15 protein-coding genes, 1 tRNA gene and 2 pseudogenes are annotated in these 17,351 nt (G+C 60.0%); 6 read left to right on the top strand and 12 right to left on the bottom strand.

Annotated elements, in window-relative coordinates; genetic code table 11:
- Nucleotides 1-363: 363 nt before the first annotated feature.
- Together B6V72_RS17740 and B6V72_RS17735 are read right to left on the bottom strand one after the other, a co-directional pair.
- On the bottom strand, nt 364-1,197 hold the full coding sequence (locus B6V72_RS17740) for a hypothetical protein (RefSeq protein ID WP_088736217.1): 834 nt from the start codon (nt 1,195-1,197) through the stop codon (nt 364-366).
- Complete coding sequence (locus tag B6V72_RS17735) at nt 1,188-1,670, bottom strand: hypothetical protein (protein WP_088736216.1); 483 nt, start codon at nt 1,668-1,670, stop codon at nt 1,188-1,190. Before B6V72_RS17735 ends, B6V72_RS17740 begins: the two co-directional genes overlap by 10 nt.
- Nucleotides 1,671-1,952: 282 nt before the next feature.
- On the opposite strand from B6V72_RS17735, the pseudogene B6V72_RS17730 reads away from it, so the two are divergent.
- Nucleotides 1,953-2,654, top strand: a pseudogene (locus B6V72_RS17730) (IS6 family transposase); the annotation flags it as partial.
- A gap of 446 nt (nt 2,655-3,100) precedes the next feature.
- On the opposite strand, the gene B6V72_RS17725 reads toward B6V72_RS17730, so the two are convergent.
- The 3 genes from B6V72_RS17725 to B6V72_RS17715 form a co-directional block, all read right to left on the bottom strand.
- Nucleotides 3,101-3,176, bottom strand: a tRNA-Ile gene (locus B6V72_RS17725).
- Nucleotides 3,177-3,391: 215 nt separating this feature from the next.
- Nucleotides 3,392-3,586, bottom strand: coding sequence for a DUF1127 domain-containing protein (locus B6V72_RS17720; RefSeq protein ID WP_088736215.1), 195 nt, complete (start codon nt 3,584-3,586; stop codon nt 3,392-3,394).
- 626 nt (nt 3,587-4,212) lie between these two features.
- Nucleotides 4,213-4,539: an H-NS histone family protein gene (locus B6V72_RS17715; protein ID WP_088736214.1), complete on the bottom strand. Its 327-nt coding sequence runs from the start codon at nt 4,537-4,539 to the stop codon at nt 4,213-4,215.
- 407 nt (nt 4,540-4,946) lie between these two features.
- Here B6V72_RS17715 and B6V72_RS17710 point away from each other — a divergent pair, with 407 nt between their 5' ends.
- The 4 genes from B6V72_RS17710 (at nt 4,947) to B6V72_RS17695 (ending at nt 8,540) form a co-directional block, all read left to right on the top strand.
- Entirely contained in the window at nt 4,947-5,819 is an 873-nt protein-coding gene (locus tag B6V72_RS17710; RefSeq protein WP_088736213.1) for a LysR family transcriptional regulator, read from the top strand.
- Nucleotides 5,820-6,005: 186 nt separating this feature from the next.
- Complete coding sequence (locus B6V72_RS17705; RefSeq protein ID WP_088736212.1) at nt 6,006-6,983, top strand: DUF1852 domain-containing protein; 978 nt, start codon at nt 6,006-6,008, stop codon at nt 6,981-6,983.
- Between the two features lie 25 nt (nt 6,984-7,008).
- Nucleotides 7,009-8,049 (top strand): methionine synthase, encoded by a 1,041-nt coding sequence (locus B6V72_RS17700; RefSeq protein ID WP_088736211.1) that lies wholly within the window; start codon nt 7,009-7,011, stop codon nt 8,047-8,049.
- Entirely contained in the window at nt 8,046-8,540 is a 495-nt protein-coding gene (locus tag B6V72_RS17695) for a flavin reductase family protein (protein ID WP_088736210.1), read from the top strand. Before B6V72_RS17700 ends, B6V72_RS17695 begins: the two co-directional genes overlap by 4 nt.
- Nucleotides 8,541-8,936: 396 nt before the next feature.
- Here B6V72_RS17695 and B6V72_RS17690 read toward each other — a convergent pair whose 3' ends face one another.
- The 5 genes from B6V72_RS17690 to B6V72_RS17670 all read right to left on the bottom strand — a co-directional run bounded on the left by B6V72_RS17690 (nt 8,937) and on the right by B6V72_RS17670 (nt 12,313).
- A complete protein-coding gene (locus B6V72_RS17690; RefSeq protein ID WP_088736209.1) occupies nt 8,937-9,392 on the bottom strand; it encodes a hypothetical protein in 456 nt (151 codons plus the stop codon).
- 45 nt (nt 9,393-9,437) lie between these two features.
- Complete coding sequence (locus B6V72_RS17685) at nt 9,438-10,001, bottom strand: hypothetical protein (RefSeq protein WP_088736208.1); 564 nt, start codon at nt 9,999-10,001, stop codon at nt 9,438-9,440.
- 65 nt (nt 10,002-10,066) lie between these two features.
- Nucleotides 10,067-10,663, bottom strand: a complete 597-nt coding sequence (locus B6V72_RS17680) for a hypothetical protein (RefSeq protein ID WP_088736207.1) — start codon at nt 10,661-10,663, stop codon at nt 10,067-10,069.
- A gap of 760 nt (nt 10,664-11,423) precedes the next feature.
- The gene (locus tag B6V72_RS17675) at nt 11,424-11,735 is read right to left on the bottom strand and encodes a hypothetical protein (protein ID WP_146194491.1); all 312 of its coding nucleotides are present in this window, start codon (nt 11,733-11,735) and stop codon (nt 11,424-11,426) included.
- A 101-nt stretch (nt 11,736-11,836) separates the two neighbouring features.
- On the bottom strand, nt 11,837-12,313 hold the full coding sequence (locus tag B6V72_RS17670) for a hypothetical protein (protein ID WP_088736205.1): 477 nt from the start codon (nt 12,311-12,313) through the stop codon (nt 11,837-11,839).
- 890 nt (nt 12,314-13,203) lie between these two features.
- Here B6V72_RS17670 and B6V72_RS17665 point away from each other — a divergent pair.
- On the top strand, nt 13,204-13,662 hold the full coding sequence (locus B6V72_RS17665) for a hypothetical protein (RefSeq protein ID WP_088736204.1): 459 nt from the start codon (nt 13,204-13,206) through the stop codon (nt 13,660-13,662).
- A gap of 45 nt (nt 13,663-13,707) precedes the next feature.
- Here B6V72_RS17665 and B6V72_RS17660 read toward each other — a convergent pair.
- Nucleotides 13,708-14,571: pseudogene (locus B6V72_RS17660) on the bottom strand (IS5 family transposase).
- Nucleotides 14,572-14,793: 222 nt separating this feature from the next.
- Nucleotides 14,794-15,654, bottom strand: coding sequence for a hypothetical protein (locus tag B6V72_RS17655; protein WP_088736203.1), 861 nt, complete (start codon nt 15,652-15,654; stop codon nt 14,794-14,796).
- Between the last annotated feature and the right edge of the window lie 1,697 nt (nt 15,655-17,351).

The following is a 17,351-nucleotide window of genomic DNA, read 5'->3' as shown; positions in this document are numbered from 1 at the left end:
GTCGCGTGCACCTGTGGACGCGCGCGGTCAACGTTGCGTTGATTATAAGGCAGTCTGGCCGATTGAGCCTGAAGGGCAATATCGCATAAAGCTGCGCTTCGTCCTGCTGGCCGAGCCGAATGGTGCCGGAAAGTCCACCTTGCCGAGGCAGCCCCCTCCTGCCGGAATGGCTCCTGAAAGGTTTTTTCGCCGATCTTCTGTTTTGACCGCTTGTCTTCGGTCAATCTCGGGCTTGGTCCCGAAGATGGTTCTGCAGCTTTCCTTTTGCTGTGACACGCCAAGCTGTCCGAGCGACCGTGGCCTTGCGGAAGCTCGTCGGGGGCCGGGCCCTCGCGAGCTGCCCCGGAGCCTCCTTCGGTGATGTTAAGCGAGGTCGGGAACGAACGCGGCGACCTGCTCTGCCTGCTGGATAGCCTGAAGTGTCTCGTGGCCGGAAAGTACCCCGGGCGCAAGCGCCCGGGCGCGTTCTGCCGTCATCAGGCAGTGCTCACGGCGCTGCCACGGAGAGAGCACAAAAGTGCACTCGTCGTTCCGCGTGCGCCATGTGATCACGCTTTTCCCAGTCAAAGGGTGATTGTGCGAAACGATGCCCACCGCTGCCCCCGAGCGCCGACAGGCAAGGATCATACCCTCCGGAAGCTTGTCATACTGTTTCTTGAGACGCCTGTCGCGGGCGGCTTCAGCGCGGCCTTCGCGGAGAATCTCCCGCGCATTGGGAAAGAGCCGCGCCAACTCCAGCAGACATTCCCCGAACATCGAACGGACTTCCGGAGAAGCGGAAAAGGCCTTTGGCAGATCCGCCCGGATCTCTGCCTGTTCCTCTGGCGCGAGGTCTTCCAGCGCTCGCGCGGGAAACTCCGTCTGCCGCAGAGCCAATGCAGCCCCCTCGAGAGCCGCGAGCACCTGAGAGACGAAGTCGGTGATCATCGAGAGCCATCTCCGTTTTTCAGGGGTCGAGAAATGGAGGCGGCTTGTGGCCGCAAGCCACTCATGTGTCCCTGACCCGACCGAAAGCTTTGCGGTCCAGCCGTAGAAACCGGTGATTTTCAGGCTGACGAGCGACGCGTGCCGATTAAGCGTCTCGACGCTGTACGTCGTGTAGCCGCCTCTGTGCTCCATCTCGAAGGTCTGGATGGTGCCGTCCTCCGAGATCCTTTGCGACCGGGCTTGATGGGCGTGCTGATAGATCAGGACCATTTGGCCTCTCCTTTCTCTTCCGGCCACTGGTCGACCAGCAGGGGCACCGCCAGGACCACCTGTTTCCAAGCCAGAAGGTCGAGGATCTCCGAGGCCGCGACATCGAGGTCATGCCGTATCGCCTCGCATCCCAGAATGGCCATCTCAATCGCGCACCGTACGCGTTCCGCCTCGAGAGAAGGACTGTCGTAGGGGCCGAGCTCCGCACAGGTTCCCCAGTGTCCGGCTTCGCTGAGCGCGTCGACAGCTGGTTCCACGATGCCCTTGAGACGGGCATCGTAGGGCGGAAGTGGTTGCGCGACGCCCAGCCGGAGGTACTCCCTGGTCAGTGTCTGTCCGAGACAACTGCAGAAAGATTTCATTTGCTCCGGCCTCGTGAGACCGAAGGTTGCCATGGTCCTGGCGAACATGTCGGCCTGGCCGATGAGTGCGGAAAGGGTGAGGCCACAGGGGCCGGTGGCCTTGAGGGACATAGGGGGCTCCTGTCTCCGAGAATGTCACCGCGATCGGGCGACGGCGGCGCAGCGCCTTGGGGACGCCTGGAGAGGAGGTGGGTTTTTCTGAACGACGGAAAAGCTGCCGGGCAGATAATTTTTCTCCTTTTCTTTTCAGACCCTTGCCGGAGAACCGGACTTCCTGCGCGGGTCGCCGAGCGGTACTGTCGGCTGACTGCGGTGACACCCTCCGCATCAGTCCCTTCGCCGGCCGTCCGGCTGGCATGGCCAAGTTGATCGCTTCTCGGATAGCGCGGCACCATGGCCATACCGACCTCATTGTCGCGACTGACGGCCTTCCGTTTTCCTCGTGAAATCGTTGCCTTCGCGGTGTGGCCATATCATCGGTTTGCTCTCAGCACGGCGGATCTCGAGGGGCTTCTGGCGGAGCGTGGCATCATGGGTCAATCGTGAAGCGGTTCGTCTTTGGGTGAACCGTTTTGGGGCTCGGTTCGCAGCTTGTATCCGGCGCGACCGGCCCCGACCGCAAGACAAATGGCATATGGATGACGTGGTCTCCCCGATCGACGGAGGGAAACTTTGGCTGTCGCCTGCAATCAATGGCAATGGAGATGTACTCGACATTCTGATCCAGCCTCGCCGCAACGCCAAAGCCGCAAAGCGTTTCTTCGGTCGACTGGTTGCAGCCCATGGCGAACCGCGTGGTGTCATCACGGACAAGCTGTGCAGCTACACCGAGCCAATCAAGGCATTACGCCGGACGCCGCCCTTCGTGCGCACAAGGGGCTCAACAACAGGATCGACGGGTCACACCGGCCGACGCGAAAGCGGGAAAAATGATGGGTCGTTTCAAGTCACCGCCTGATCCTACGATTTCTCGTCGCCCACGACTAAATCAATACGATCTTTCGTCCCCGCCGCTATTGCCATTCGGCTCTCTCATACCGCCATGCCAGAGCCGACCCGTTCAAGCTGTGGCAAGGTTATGCTGCTGATTTATCGTACCTGATTGGGCGATCTCACGCTTATTCCCGTCCACGGCAGATAACTTGGCAATGCCATCGATACCCCAGTGTATTCACTCACCCGTCGGCATCACAGTGCTCCCGCAAACGGATCTTGCGATTTAGGCATGTGCGCCAGTTGCCAAGGGGCGTCCCTAAAGTGAGGTAATAGCGGGTATGCAGCAAGCGGAGGCAGTTTTACTTGAGATGTTTTCTCGCCGCCCATAAAAGCAGCAGGGAAGGCGGGGCTTGAACAATCTGGCACCGCTTTCACCTCCCTGTTGGACTTTGGCCGAGCTTGTCTCGGCCTTTTTTTGTCCAGTGGTGCTCAGAGGAGTGACACGGCCCCACCCGAAAGGGGGTACGGACAGCGGGGCTCAAGGCCGCATGCGTTGAAAGCAGGAGATTTCGTATCTCCGGTGTCTATCATTCCACCATTTCGCCTGGTGCCTCGGGCAGGATTTGAACCTGCGACCAATCCGTTATGAGCGGACAGCTCTAACCGCTGAGCTACCGAGGCGTAGCAGGGAAACGCCGTAAGCTTTTGCGCAATTTATGCTGGCATCTCAAGTGTGCGCGAGTGGAAAAAGGGCGTGGGGACCACATCTTTGGAGCTTAGTCATGCGCTCCGAGGAGGCTTCCGATCGGCGCCCAGAACATGATGTTGACGTGAGACACGAAAAACCCCCGCTGCCTGTGCTGCGGGGGCTCGTTCTCGACAGTGCCAAAAATCTTTCAGAGGCCGCGCGCGACGCGGTCGATGTCTCCGCGGAGCAAACCAATATCTTTAAGCTCACGATCCGACAGGCCGTGCAGTTCTTGGCGCGTAACGCGCGCCTCGTTCCAAGCGAGCAGAGCTGAGAAGATGTTCGCGAAGACTGCGGCCACGCCTCGGCCAGCAACGCTGCGGTTCAATTCCATCGTCGACATGACATGACCCCTTTCCAAAATGCCCGGTTTCAGGGCACTATTTCCATGGCAAAGGAGATATATTGTGCAGTTGCAGAAAAGTAGTCGTCGCGGCGGCAAAGTCGGTATGCGCAGGGTGCAAGTCGAATTTAAAAAATAAATACAAAACAGTCATTTATGGTTTGATCTCTTTCGATCGTCGGGCGGACGAGAGGGAGTGCAGCGGAAATGTGCAGGTGCAGCACGAAGCGGCTTTGAGTCGACCAGCCGACAGCAACGGGGCGGACAACTACGATCCCCCGTATGTGCCGCGGTGCTGCGTGTATCAGGGTCGCTGGCGCAATCGCTTGTGGTCACAGCTTCTGCTGTTCCCAAGGGGCAGCTCCCATGTCATGCGCGCACTACAAAACGCCCCTGTTTCCTAATACGTGCCGAGGCATGACCCGCTACTTATCGGTCGGAGACGGCTTTCACTGAAAAGCACGGGCAAAGATGAGCGGCGTCAGGTCCAGAGACTCCGGTGACCAAGAACCGGGTCTCCCGGGCTGTGATGTCCATTGACCATCTCCATCTCGCACCGCGTCTGACCTGCGCCCTCCAACTTATCAAACCGGCACCCTCTGCGGTATCGGGTGTGCTATTCAATATCACTTCTTGATAAGCAGCTCATCGAGAGGCTTATCAGCCTTCAGGTGCTCCTTGACCCATGCCGGTTGGCGTCCGCGTCCGCTCCAGGTCAGGGCGGCGTTTTCTGGATGCTGGTACTTCGGTGGATGCGGCGTCCTGGCGCTTTTTGCCGTCGCCGCACCGGTGAGGTCCGAGAGCGAATAGCCTTTTTCGCGCGCTACGGCCTCAATGGCTTGTAGCGCCTCGCGCCGCTTTCTGGCTTCGTAGTTCTGGATGGCTTTCGCGACGTTTTTCTGGAGAGTTTTGAGTTCATCCAGATCAAGTTCTTCAAGATTGAATTTGTTCATCTGTTTCCTCTGAACGTCGCATCATCCCTATTGCCTATGGTGTTCTCGCCGGGCAAGCAAGCCGCCGATGCTGGGCTCGCGTTTTCCAAATCACGTTATTGACCCATTTGATCCGCGCGAAACACCTTTCAATATTCAAATTTGTTTTTTCAATGACGTTTTGACCTTAGCTAGCCGCAGCATTCGACCCCCCGACCGTTGTCGTTGAGGCAATCAAGGGACAAGGCGAAGATTCGAAATTGACCGTTTGGGGGGGCGGTGAAATCTGAGGTTTTTTTTGGGAGCCGCAGATCGCGGTCGTCAGTGTTGGCGCCAACTAGAACATCCAAGCGAATAAATATATGGCTGGCTTGTCCATAACTCCGATGGACGTTTAAGGCATGAAAAATGAGGATCGGGCAAGAGACATGATCGACATCCAGCCTCTCATGATCCTGCGCGAAATCGACCGAACGGGAAGCTTGACCGAGGCGGCGGACCGTCTGAGTCTCACGCAGTCAGCGGTCAGCCATGCGATCCGGCGCTTTGAGGAGCGGCACGGAGTAAAGCTCTGGGAACGCGAGGGGCGCAAGCTGCGGCTGACGCCGACGGGGGAGTATCTGCTCGGTCTGGCCGCGCGTGTGTTGCCGCAGCTTGAACATGGCGCCTCGGTGCTGGAGGACTATGCCCGTGGACGGCGGGGGGCGCTCCGGGTCGGGATGGAGTGCCACCCCTGTCAGGATTGGCTGATGCGGATCGTCGATCCGTTCCTCGCTGCATGGCCGGATGTCGATCTCGACGTGACTTCGGCCTTTCAATTCGGGGGGCTCGCCGCCCTATTGGGACACGAGATCGACCTGCTTGTCACGCCCGATCCGGTCGAGCGCCCGGGCCTCGAATATCGACCGGTGTTCAACTACGAGCTGGTTCTGGCCGTCGCCGATGACCACCCGCTTGCCCGCAAGCGGCAGGTCGCGCCCTCCGACATGGTGCGCGAGACGCTCATCACCTATCCGGTGTCGCGCGAAAGACTTGATATCTATAGCAAGTTCCTCGTGCCCGCTCATGCCCTGCCGCGCAGGCATCGCACGGTCGAGACCACCGACCTGATGTTGCGGCTTGTGGCGTCGGGGCGCGCGGTCAGTGCGACACCCGACTGGCTGCTGCGAGGCGCCAAGGGCGTGACTGGCGTGCGCATCGGCTCCGGTATCCCGAAGTCCATCCATCTCGGCTACCGGGCGGGGACATTGCCGAGTTATTTCGAAGGTTTCATGCAGCTGGCGGACTCCGTCGAAATCTGACGACGTGACCTCGGTCGTCGGGCCGGAAATCCGCGCCGCATCGCATGACAGCCTGTCATGGTAATCCGATAAGAAGTCATTTTTATTCATGCGGAGTCTGCGGCAGAAGGAGTCATTGCCAGACGGGCAGGGCCGCACGGCCTTCGCCACCGGATTCAAGAACATTGACAGGAGACCCGGACCGCCATGACCGAGCCCTTCGCATTCCAGATCAAGAGCCAAAGGTTCGACGAAACCTACACGCCCGAGAGCGGCACGCGGCTGACCACGAATTTCGCGAACCTCGCACGCGGAGACCACCGCCAGCAGAACCTCGCGAATGCGCTGCACATGATCGACAACCGGTTCAACGATCTGGCCAGCTGGGACAACCCGCAGACGGATCGCTACGCGGTCGAGCTGGACATCATTTCTGTCGATCTGGACCTCGGCGGCAGCGGAGAAGCCTTCCCGGCGATCGAGGTGCTGCAGACGACCATCCTCGACCGCAGAACCGTCGCCCGCACGCAGGGGCTCGTCGGCAACAATTTCTCGTCCTACCTGCGCGACTACGATTTCAGCGTGGTCCTGCCCGAGCACAACAAGGGGCGGGCCAGCTTCAGCCTGCCCGACGATTTTGGCGAGCTTCATGGCCGCATCTTCAAGGCCTTCCTTGCCTCGGATGCCTACAGGGCGCGGTTCTGCAAACCGCCGGTGATCTGCCTGAGCGTATCGGAAACCAAGAGCTACGAGCGCAGCGCCAACCTCCACCCCGTGCTTGGTGTCGAATATGTCCCAAGCGGCGCGTCGCTGACCGAGCAGTACTTCGCCAAGATGGGTCTGCAGGTGCGCTACTTCATGCCGCCGAACAGCGTTGCGCCGCTGGCCTTCTACCACTGCGGCGACCTGCTGAACGACTACACCAACCTCGAACTGATCGGCACCATCAGCACGATGGAGGCCTTCCAGAAAATCTATCGCCCCGAGATTTACAACGCCAATTCCGTGGCGGGCCAGACCTTCCGGCCCAGCCTCAAGCATCAGGACTTCTCGCCGACCCGCGTGGTCTACGACCGGGAAGAACGCGCACGTCTGGCAGCCGCGCAAGGCAAGTTCGCCGAGGAAACCTTCATCAAGCCGCATCGTGCCCGGCTGGCCGAATGGTCTGCACAGTTCGCTGCCTGATCCATAAACCAAGAAAGACATAACCATGACCAAACTTCTCCCCACCTCCACCGCCGGCAGCTTGCCGAAACCCGCTTGGCTCGCCGAGCCTGAAAAGCTCTGGTCGCCGTGGAAGATGGACGCCGAGGCTCTGGCACAGGCCAAGCAGGATGCGCTGCGCGTGACCCTGGCCGAGCAGCGCGGCGCGGGCATTGATATCGTCAGCGACGGCGAACAGACCCGCCAGCATTTCGTCACCAGCTTCATCGAAGGGCTTGAGGGCGTTGATTTCGAGAAACGTGAGACCGTGCGCATCCGCGACCGCTATGACGCAAGCGTGCCCACTGTGGTCAGCGCCGTGTCCCGCCCTCGCTCGGTTTTCGTCGATGATGCGACATTCCTGCGTGCCCAGACCGATGCCCCGATCAAATGGGCGCTGCCCGGGCCCATGACCATGATCGACACGCTCTATGACGCGCATTACCGCAGCCGGGAAAAGCTGGCCTGGGAATTCGCCAAGCTTCTGAACGAGGAGGCGAAAGAGCTGGAAGCCGCCGGGATCGACATCATCCAGTTCGACGAACCCGCCTTCAACGTCTTCTTCGACGAGGTAAACGACTGGGGCATGGCTGCGCTGGAACGCGCCATGGAGGGGCTGACGTGCCAGACGGCCGTTCACGTCTGCTATGGCTACGGCATCAAGGCAAACACCGACTGGAAGGCGACGCTCGGCTCGGAATGGCGGCAGTATGAGATGATCTTCCCCGCGATCCAGCAGTCCAGCGTCGATCTGGTTTCGCTCGAATGCCACAACTCGCACGTTCCGCTGGACCTGATCGAGATGCTGCGCGGCAAGAAGGTCATGGCGGGCGCCATCGACGTGGCGACCAACACGATCGAGACGCCAGAAGAGGTCGCCGCCACGCTCCGCAAGGCGCTGCAATTCGTGGATGCGGACAAGCTCTATCCCTGCACCAATTGCGGAATGACGCCCCTGTCGCGTCAGGTCGCGCGCGGCAAGCTCGAGGCGCTGAGCGCAGGGGCCGAGATCATCCGCCGCGAATTGGGGGCGACTGCCGCGGCATGACCTCTGCGACGTTGGACATCGACCCCAAGGCGCTGCGCGATTGTTGCGGCCGTTTCGCCACCGGCGTGACGGTCGTCACCACCCGCACGCCCGAGGGCGATCATGGCATGACGATCAGCGCCTTCATGTCGGTCTCGCTCGAGCCGCCGCTGGTATGCATTTCGGTGGGACGCCGGGCGCGGATGCTGCCGAAGCTGCGGGCCTCGGGGCGTTATGCGGTCAATATCCTGACCGAGGACATGCGCGCACATGCCCTGCATTTCGCCGGCCGACCCGATGCGTCGCTAAGCGATCTGTTCGAGGACCGGCACAGCCTTCCGGTCCTGCGCGGTGCGGCGGCGGTGCTGGTGACGGAGGTGACCGAAACGGTCGAGGCCGGGGACCATGTGTTGCTGATCGGCGAGGTCCGGCATCTCGAACACGAGCCTGTCGCCCGTCCGCTGCTGCATCACGCCGGCCAGTTCGGCGGCATCAGCGGTCACGCGGCCTGAGCCGGGCATGCGTGATCATCGGGGCCTGCCATGGTGCGATAGAGGCGACGATGCTCTGATCCAGCTCATGCCGCCCCTTCTTCCTTATACAGATACACGCGACCGGCGACACCAATGCGCCGACCATTGAGGAACGCCTCACCCTTCATTGGCTTCTGCTTCCTCGTCCGTTCACGCCACGCCTGCGTCTTGGCCCTACGCCTCGCTTTCCGCTGTGCGGTATCGGTTGGTATTTTCAAAAAGATACCACAGAAGCGCATGTATCATAAAAACTGCATTTCTTGGGAAGGGCGCGGTTCTCTCCGTTTCGTTGCTTACAGCAGCACGCTCTTGACACATTGCGATTCCGCCTGGAGGGATCAGCACCCGTCACATCTCATCAAAGTTAAGGAAATCTCAGATTTCGGCCCCAATCGATTTCCCGCGAAAATTAAACATACCAGTCTCATTGCCAGACGCGGTTTCTGAAGGTCTTCTGATGTCTATCAGGGCGAAATCAACGGTTCGCGGCAAAGAACGGCAATCGAGGCTGCCCTCCCAGAAGTTCTGCTGACAGGATATGAGATCTTCGTAGACAAGTTCGCGTCGCCCGATCCAACCGGCAACCACGTATTGGCTACTGAAATCGCAACGTTTGCCTCGGTGAACGTGACGGACAAAACAGTGCCGACTTTCCGCCGGAAGCTCTCGACCCGCCCTCCAGGCGGTTTCCGCCGCCGACATCATCGCCGATACGAGCTGGAGCCCGCGAAGGCCATATTGGCGCTGCGCCGAATGCGCGAACGCTTCAAGAACCCAGCGCTCGATGTGGCGGCCTTGGTTCACAAATCTGAAGCAGAGGGCCTTCTGCAACTTGTAACCCTCATAGACGCGTACCAGTCGGTCCTTTAGCTTGGACTACTGCCCCCAGTCGAAGGCGATTTCGACGAGCACGCGGCGGCCGAGGCCGTAATTGTTGACCCGAAAATCCACGATCATGTCCTGACCGCGCGTGTCGAATTCACCCGCGTCCTGAACGCCGGGCAGGCCGATCGAGCGAAGTTGCGGCAATTGCTCCATTACGTGACGGGCCTTGTAGAAGTCTCGCTCATCAAGGTGCGTCCGGATCCTGTCCTTGAGGTACGTCTCAAGGTCTTCAGTGCGGCCTGTATCGATCGTCCTGGCGGCCAGCGCTTCCGGAAGCCCCAAACTGTTTGCCAGCTGGATGAATACATCGCGGAAACCGGTATTGGGCTTGAGCCAGACGGCCCGCGAGCCGAAGGAAGAATAGTCGACCGTCTCGTCGGAGCCTTCGGCGGCGACACCGAGGACTTCAAGGAGGGGATATTCATCCTCATACTGGAATTCAGCTTCGCAATACTCTTCGACGGCCTTGACCAACGTTTCCATGTCGCAGTCCCGCGGCAGTGCGAAATCGGCCTCGTCGAGCAGGATTCCTTTGTGTCTCAGATCGCTTCCCATGATGTTCTCCTTTTTGATGTGGTGACGACTGGCAGTCCTTGGCTTGGCCCCGCCTTTTGGTGGCTTCAGCGCTTGCCGCGCAACCACTCCAGCGGAGGGCACGGTTGTGCGTCGCGTGCCAGGCTCTCGATCGGCGGTAGAGCCAGCCTGTCGCAGGTCGCACCTGCGGCAACCAGATGATCGCGCCAATTCGATACGGTACGCTCGAATGTCTCCCGCCGACGGATGAAGTCGGAAGGGCGTGTGATATCGCGCGTCACCAGGCACATATGAGCTTCGATCCGCTCCCGAGCGGTCGCGCCCAATTTTCGCAGTGCGTCGCGGTACAGGATACCTATCGCGTCTGGAAAATAGACGACCTCCACTGGTCCGCCGGAGCCGATCATTCGAAGCAAGCTCTGTGCTCGGGTCAGGACGACCGTCGGAAGGTAGCGGTCGTAGGCGATCGCGCGGGCGAGGGCCCAGCGTTGCTCGAGTTCGACCGTCTTGGGGATCAGAAGGGCACCCTTGTGCATTGACCTCCAGAGCATCGGATCAATCGATTGGCTGGCGATCGGGTCGCTCGATTGGTCAAACGCCACCCCGCCGAGTACCCCTTCGATGACCGAAAGGGTCTGGTCGTCATAAAGGCGGCGGACGGTCTGAACCGGGAGTCGTGTCATCGGATATGGTCTCCAAGCATGGGATAGGTTCTGCGATGGATCGCTCGTGCGCGCCTGGAGATTTGCGGGCAGTTCGCAGCGGGACAGCTGAGTCATGGACGTCCTCGTCAGTTGCTTCGGAGCCGGTATGGCTCCCGGAGAGGAGATGGTTTCTTTTGGCAGCGCTCGGAAATCCGCCGGGACATTTTTCCGGGGAAGACGAGACGAAACTGTAGGTCTGGAACGGACCCTCCAGTGGTATCGAGTGCCCCACAAAGGCGGACGGTTGTCGGTCAGAATGCCGGTGCAAGGTCACCCTGGTTGCGCGGTGATGTCGTGGTTCTGGCCAAAAGGGGAGGCGTGACCTCTTCGAAGACGGCGGCGTCTGCCTCGTTGATCCTCTGAATGGTCTGGCAGACCGGATCGAAGATGCCCTGCCTGAAAGCAGCCATGACTTGCACATCCGGGGCTCTTCCAGCGTTCTGCTGGCGGCAGATGCTTCCGAAAACGGCGACAATTTCACCAAGTTCGGTCTCTACGAGGTGCAAGAGGTTCAGTTCAGGGTGGCCACAAGATCGACCGCGGGAGGTGGAGTTCCTTCTTGGTTCCAGCGACCGGCCGGCCTGGCGGGTGAGGTCCGCGCTTTTGGATGCCGGGGCCTTCCCTCGACCAAGGTGGCTGAGTGTCTTTCCTCACGCGCCTCACTGTCCAAGCCAGAAAGGACTGCCCGAAAGCTTCCGCTTCGGGCGGTCCGGGTTTCTGAGGGGGCAGCGTCCCGTAGTCACACCTTGGGGTGCGCCATGTAGCGGACCGGCAGCTCTCGTTTTGCCTTCGGCCTACGTAGAATGACCTCTTCTCTACGCTCCTGCGCGACCTCCCAGACAATACGATACCGGAGACGGGCGGTCCGGGTCGCAAGATCGTCAGACGCACGCGCAGCCTGTTCCTCCCGCAGGAGCGCCAGGCTCTCGATCGCGTTGGGAAGTCCGATCGACACCTTTTCGTCGACGACTCTGATGGTCTCGGCCAGCTCTTCGTCCGTCATGAGGTGGCGTGACCCGGCCCGCTGTGCCGGGCGAAACTGGAGTTCCATGATCGCGCTAACCGGAGCCAGGTCAGTGGTCCTGGGTCGACGCTTGGGTCTGATGGTCCCATCTCGGACCTCACGGCGGGCTGCCGGGACTAAGGGCAGCATCACGAGACACCCGCGAGCCGACGTGCATCGGCCTCCATGACTTCACGCTCTTCTTCGCTGGCCGTTTCGGGAAGCAGGGTCAAAGTGAACTCGCGCTCCAGACGGCGTGCGGCATAGAACGATGTGGCGAGAGTCTGAACCGCAGTAAGCGCCACACTACATTTCGCCGACGCCTTGGGATAGACCTGCGCTGTCGTGCACGCGACCAGGAACCAACCGGTCGCGCCGCGCTCCAAGATGCATTCCGTCGATTTGGCCCCGTATGAGTAGCTGCTCGCAGACGGCCCCGCAGGACGGCAGGTGACCCGCGCGCCCTTCCAGGCCGATTTCGGAAGAACCTTCCCGAGCTGCTTCTCTGCATCTTCGGCGAAAGCGCGCAGGGCCTGGGCTTCCGTCAGGGTAAATGCTCGGGCCTTGCCGTTCACCGAGGCAAATTCGGCTTCGATCTTGGCGGTGTTGGTTATGTTAATACGCATAGATATTCCTTTCAGTGTGTTAAGGGGTGTCAGAAGGAGCTGGGGTCATTCCAATCCCCATGGAAATTGTCTGGATCGGAGGGGCGGGGTATTGTCGCGAGACAGGCCGGAGACACGCCCGGGCCGATGCAATCGACCAACATACGCTGCTGAGTTCCGCCGGTTGACAGCCTCTGAAGCGCTGCGCGCGATCGGCCGGGGCTGCGCGCGCCTGTCGTAAGGCGGGCAAGACGTCGGTCGAGAGACTGCCGGATGGCGACGGTGGTGAGCGAATACGTCATTCGGGTACTCCTTGGTGACGAGGAGAATCTGGTGTCGTTTTTCCTGGCGCGGAAACGCCGAAGCAAAAAAAATCGAACTTTTTTAGATTGTCGCAATAAGACAGTAACTTGCGGGTTCTTTGCGTCGAGGCTGGGAGGTGTGCCTAACCGGAGCCCCTGCTGACGCTCGCATCCGCGAGCGGCAATGATGCGCCCCCGTCTCCGCGATGAGCTCGATCTCGATGGAGATTCCCGGTCCGGACGCTGGCCTGCGGACGCGCGCTGCTTGGACGCGCAGAACAGGAATGTGCTCTCTGCGCGGGGCTGTTTCGAGGCGTTCCAGCATGTGCGCCGGTGCGATACTGATCAGGAGCCGCCGCTCATTGGGCTGCCGGAGCTCAACCGACGTCCGGATTCCGAGAAGTCGCTAAAAGGACAGGGCGCTGGCCGAGGCACGGACCGGGGTGGCGCGCAACCGCATGAAGTTTATCCGGAAGGAAGGCATCGATACATGCAATTTTGGCCATGGTGGTTCGTTTGAGAACACAAGGAAATCACACCTCGCGGCCCGCCTTGCCCTTGCCCGATCCGCCTGCGATATCAAGCACAAGCAAATCTAGCGAGGACACCATGACCACCGTAGACAATCTTCCTGCAACGCTTCCAGCCGATCAGATCGTGTCCGGGGCACTGCAACTCTTCGATTTTGGCACCCTCATGATCACTGAGCAAGCGCCGGATGGGAAGATTATGGCTGCGCTCCTTGGCGAAGAAGATGAGGATCTCGCCATCAAACTGCCTATGCGAACGGGCGAGACTGCCAGCGAACTTATCGCCCGCTTCGACGACGATGACGCGGAGTTCTGCACCATGTCAGAGACGCTGCTGGCGACCCGCGACCAATTGCACGCCTCGCTCGCAGCCGAGAAAGCTGAATTCGTCACGTGGGCTCGTTCCACACTCGCCGACGCGATTGTCGTGGCCGAACTTCTCCTTGAAATGGAGCAAGTCACACCACAGACCGCCGAAAACCTTAAATCCTCTGCGGCGATCTCAGCTGCGGCAGTCGACGCGATGGATGGCGCATGAAGAAGCTCAAGACGTGTGGAGCTTAGGCTCCAGGATCTTTGATTTTCAAAGCCAGAAAGTGGCAGTTGCGGCGAGGGCTACGGCGGACAGAAAGATCTTCGGGCACCTGTCGTAGCCGGTCGCAAAGCGGCGCCAGTCCTTGAGCTTACCGAACATGATCTCGATACGGTTGCGCCGCTCGTCGTATTTGATGGGCTTGCCTCGGGACTTCCGACCCGGGATGCAGGGCTTGATGCCCTTGTCCTGCAAGGCTTCACGATACCAGTCGGCATCGTAGCCCCGATCGGCCAGCGGCCATTCGGCCTCGGGCAGGCTGCTCAGCAGGGGCGCCGCATCGGTGTCGTCGCTGACCTGGCCGACTGTCATGAAGAACTTGATCGGGCGGCCGTTCGCGTCCGTGACGGCATGCAACTTGGTGTTCATGCCACCCATTCTCAGGAAAACGATCCCCCGGCTCGTTTTCTGATCTTCGAACTCCGCCCAATCAGCCTGCCACGCCCCCCTTTTTCAACCGCAGGCTCGAAGCCGTGCGGTGCGCCTTGAGATAAGTGGCGTCGATCATCACTGTCTTCCGGTCGGCGGCCTCGGAAGCAAGCCCCACCATCATCCGGGCGAAAACACCCTGTTCGTGGCCTCTATCGGACCGGTGGCGTTCAGCCACTCACCTCCAGCGCTTCCATCGATTGCGGAGAGTCTTCGGTGGACCATACTCTGGCGGCGCATCGGACCAACGCAAGCCATTACGATTGATGAAGATTATCCCGCTCAAGACCCGCCGATCATTGGCCCGCAGTTTGCCATGGCTCTTTGGAAGTGAGGAAGATTAGAAAACAGTCCAGTGGACTGTTTTCCTGACGAACAGCCGCAGCCGCGCATCTTTTCGTCGCTCAGCCAGAAAAGACTGCTCATCATGCCCCCATCAGTTCGGGAGCGTGAATCTCGCCTGCAAACCTTCGGTGCGGCGCAGGCTCGACGCGATGTTCCATCTCGTGGATGAAATCCTGCTGCCGAGCGCGGCCGGAAAGGGCAAAAGTGGACGACGTTTACGCCGCCCGCAGCCGGATCATACTGCCACTACCGTGGCTGACTATTGCTCCGCCGTTCTCACCTTTGCCCCCGAAGCGAAAGAACCTATGCAGACCATCCGCAGATGAGCACGCCTTCGTGCCTCACCAAGGCAAGAAGACGAGTCAGTAGGACCCGGTAATGCGGGAGCGCGTCTATCCAGCTTTCGGGCTCCCTGTCGCAGAAGTGGGTCGGTATCTCATCGATGAATTTTCGTCTCGACTTCGGACGCCGGGCGTCGATCGGCTTGAGCGGTTGTCCGTTAGCCTTCATCTCGGCCTCGATCTTCCCGAGCACGGCTGCAACCATCGGGCTCGTGACATAGAAGTCGTCATAGGGTTCGACGGTCACGTGCGGCTCGGCAGACAGGAGGTCAAGCAACCTGTGGTGATTGCGGAACGCGAGCAACGCGTCCTCATTTTGATTGTAAAATCCGTAGTCCAGACCCATGGAATTCTCCTTTTCATAGGTGAGATGTGTGTCGGTGCGGCTGCGCGAATGGCGGTGCCGGATATGGAAAGTACCGTCCGCAGCGCGAACAGCTCTCTGACGGGGCGTTTCCCGGGCGGTCGCCAATACAATTGCGAAGATTTTTTCTACTGCCAGCTTCATTGCTTCCTGGCGGTCCCTCAACGGAACAGGCCTCTGGTCCGATGCGTCAAGAGGTATGCACATTGCCGGGTATTTCAGTAGCAGATGCGCCCGCCATTTGCCTTGGAGGCGGTGGAGAAGCAGCGCGTCGAGATTACTCCGCCGCCCCCAAGTCCGCATTTTGCGCTCTTCGGTCGGGAGGCCAGGGTCGACAGGCACTTCGGGCCCAACCACCTCCGTCATCCGCATGATGTTCGCAAGGAGCGCGCGCCCGGCTTGCAGGTCCTCATCTGAGAAGTCGTCGCGCATCAGAACGGTGTCGTGTCTATTTTTCATGATTAAGCCTTTCTTTCAGGGCCGAATTGCGTCTTCGGGCCCGACTAGGAGATGGGTTTGGAAGTCCAGCCGCGGAAATCATTAGTGGCCTTAGGACAGCATTGGCGGCCGGTAGCGACTTGCCGGGGGGCTAGCGAGGCAGGTGTCGATGACGTTTCCGTTGTTCATGAGGGACTCCTTGGTGGATATGCGGTGCCAGCGATGGCCATGTTCAGAAGTTGGGTTGATCATGCGATCTGCGGAAACCCGATCGAGCGCAAAGTTATCTGAGGGTTGGATCGGGCGGCGCCTTGGGCAGACTGAAGGGCAGGGTCGGACAGACCGCGTTCGGGTTGGGCGTGCCGTCGACCTCGGCGTCGATTGGTTTGGCGCCAGAGCTGCTCGACCCTCGGTAGCTTCAGGCCCCCGCAGCAGACTGACGCGGCATGAAGGTGGTCGAGCCAACGCCGCACGGTCTTCTCGAAAGGGTCATTGCGGCGGACAAGATCCCTCGGGCAATGAATATCACGCGTCAGGAGACACATTCTCGCCTTGGCCGGCCGGGTCGTGTCATCCTCGAGTAGGGTCCCGCCGCCTTGGTGCAGGATGCCGATGGCATCAGGAAAGTAGACCACCTCGATCGGCCCCAGGCCGCGGCAGGCTCGTTCCATACTTTTGGCTCGGGGAAGGATAACCGTTGGAAGGATGCTGTCCGATGCTACAGCCCGTGCGAGTGCCGAGGCAGTCTCAGCCGTGATACGAGGCGTCAGGGCACGGAGCGCCTTGTGCAGGGAACTCCAGTCTGCTGGGTCGATAAGCACGCTGGCGAAAGGGTCACTTGCCTGATCATATGGGGCTCCGCCGATGAGGCCTTCGATGACCTGAAGCGTTTGGTCTTGATAGAGTCGTGGGACAGTCGTGATGGGCAGCAAGGTCATCCTACGTCTCCCCATGATACTGACAGAGACTGTTCATCGCGCGGCGAAGTTGCTTTCCGAAGCGAACTTTGCCTGAAGGGCAGGGGGCAGGGCAGGGGCTGTGTCATGGGGTGATCCTCGGTGACGTTGAGGAGGGGCGTTCCTCCCGCTGAAGAGGAGGTGAGATCGATCCCAGAATGCCGGAAACCGATTGCTGCATGACGTTGCGTTAGGCGAATTTTGGGCGCGCTCGCTGCTGGGTCCGCCGCGGGTTTCGAAGTGCTGGTTGCTACGAAACGGACGGTCTGTCGTCTGTAAGAAGAGACCTGCCCGATAGCCAAAGACTGGAACTCAAAGAGCGAATGCAACGGGCCCCATGAACGCCAGTGAGCGCGATACTTTCGATGAATTTTCCCGACCGAATGCGTGCAGCATTCGTGCCTGAAGCCATCGAAGGCGATGTGCTGGAGGTCTAAGATGGTTGCGGGGAGCACTCGGGCCGCGTGCCAAAGGTTGCTTCTCTTGGGACCGTGGGAGCGAACCGCGCATCTGAGCTAATGCGGGTTCGCGAGTCGCATCCGGGTCACGACAGGGCGTGCGTTGCTATGAATTCCAACGCGCCGAGGGATGACGAACATCTAATCAGGGATGTTCGGAGCGGCACACGAGCTTAGTCGACAAGGAGCCTCGTCATGCACAGCCTTCCACGTTTCCACCGAAGCCCAGTCCCTGAAATGTTCGCGGGCGGCTTATGCCTGGTGCGACCAAAAAGACTACCCCCCAAAAACCGTTCGGCATTTC

This window comes from Thioclava sp. F34-6, from assembly GCF_002213235.1.
In the GTDB taxonomy this organism is placed as follows: Bacteria; Pseudomonadota; Alphaproteobacteria; order Rhodobacterales; family Rhodobacteraceae; genus Thioclava; species Thioclava nitratireducens.
The sequence above is the reverse complement of the archived record's forward strand: the minus strand, read 5'-3'. Positions and strand labels throughout refer to the sequence as shown.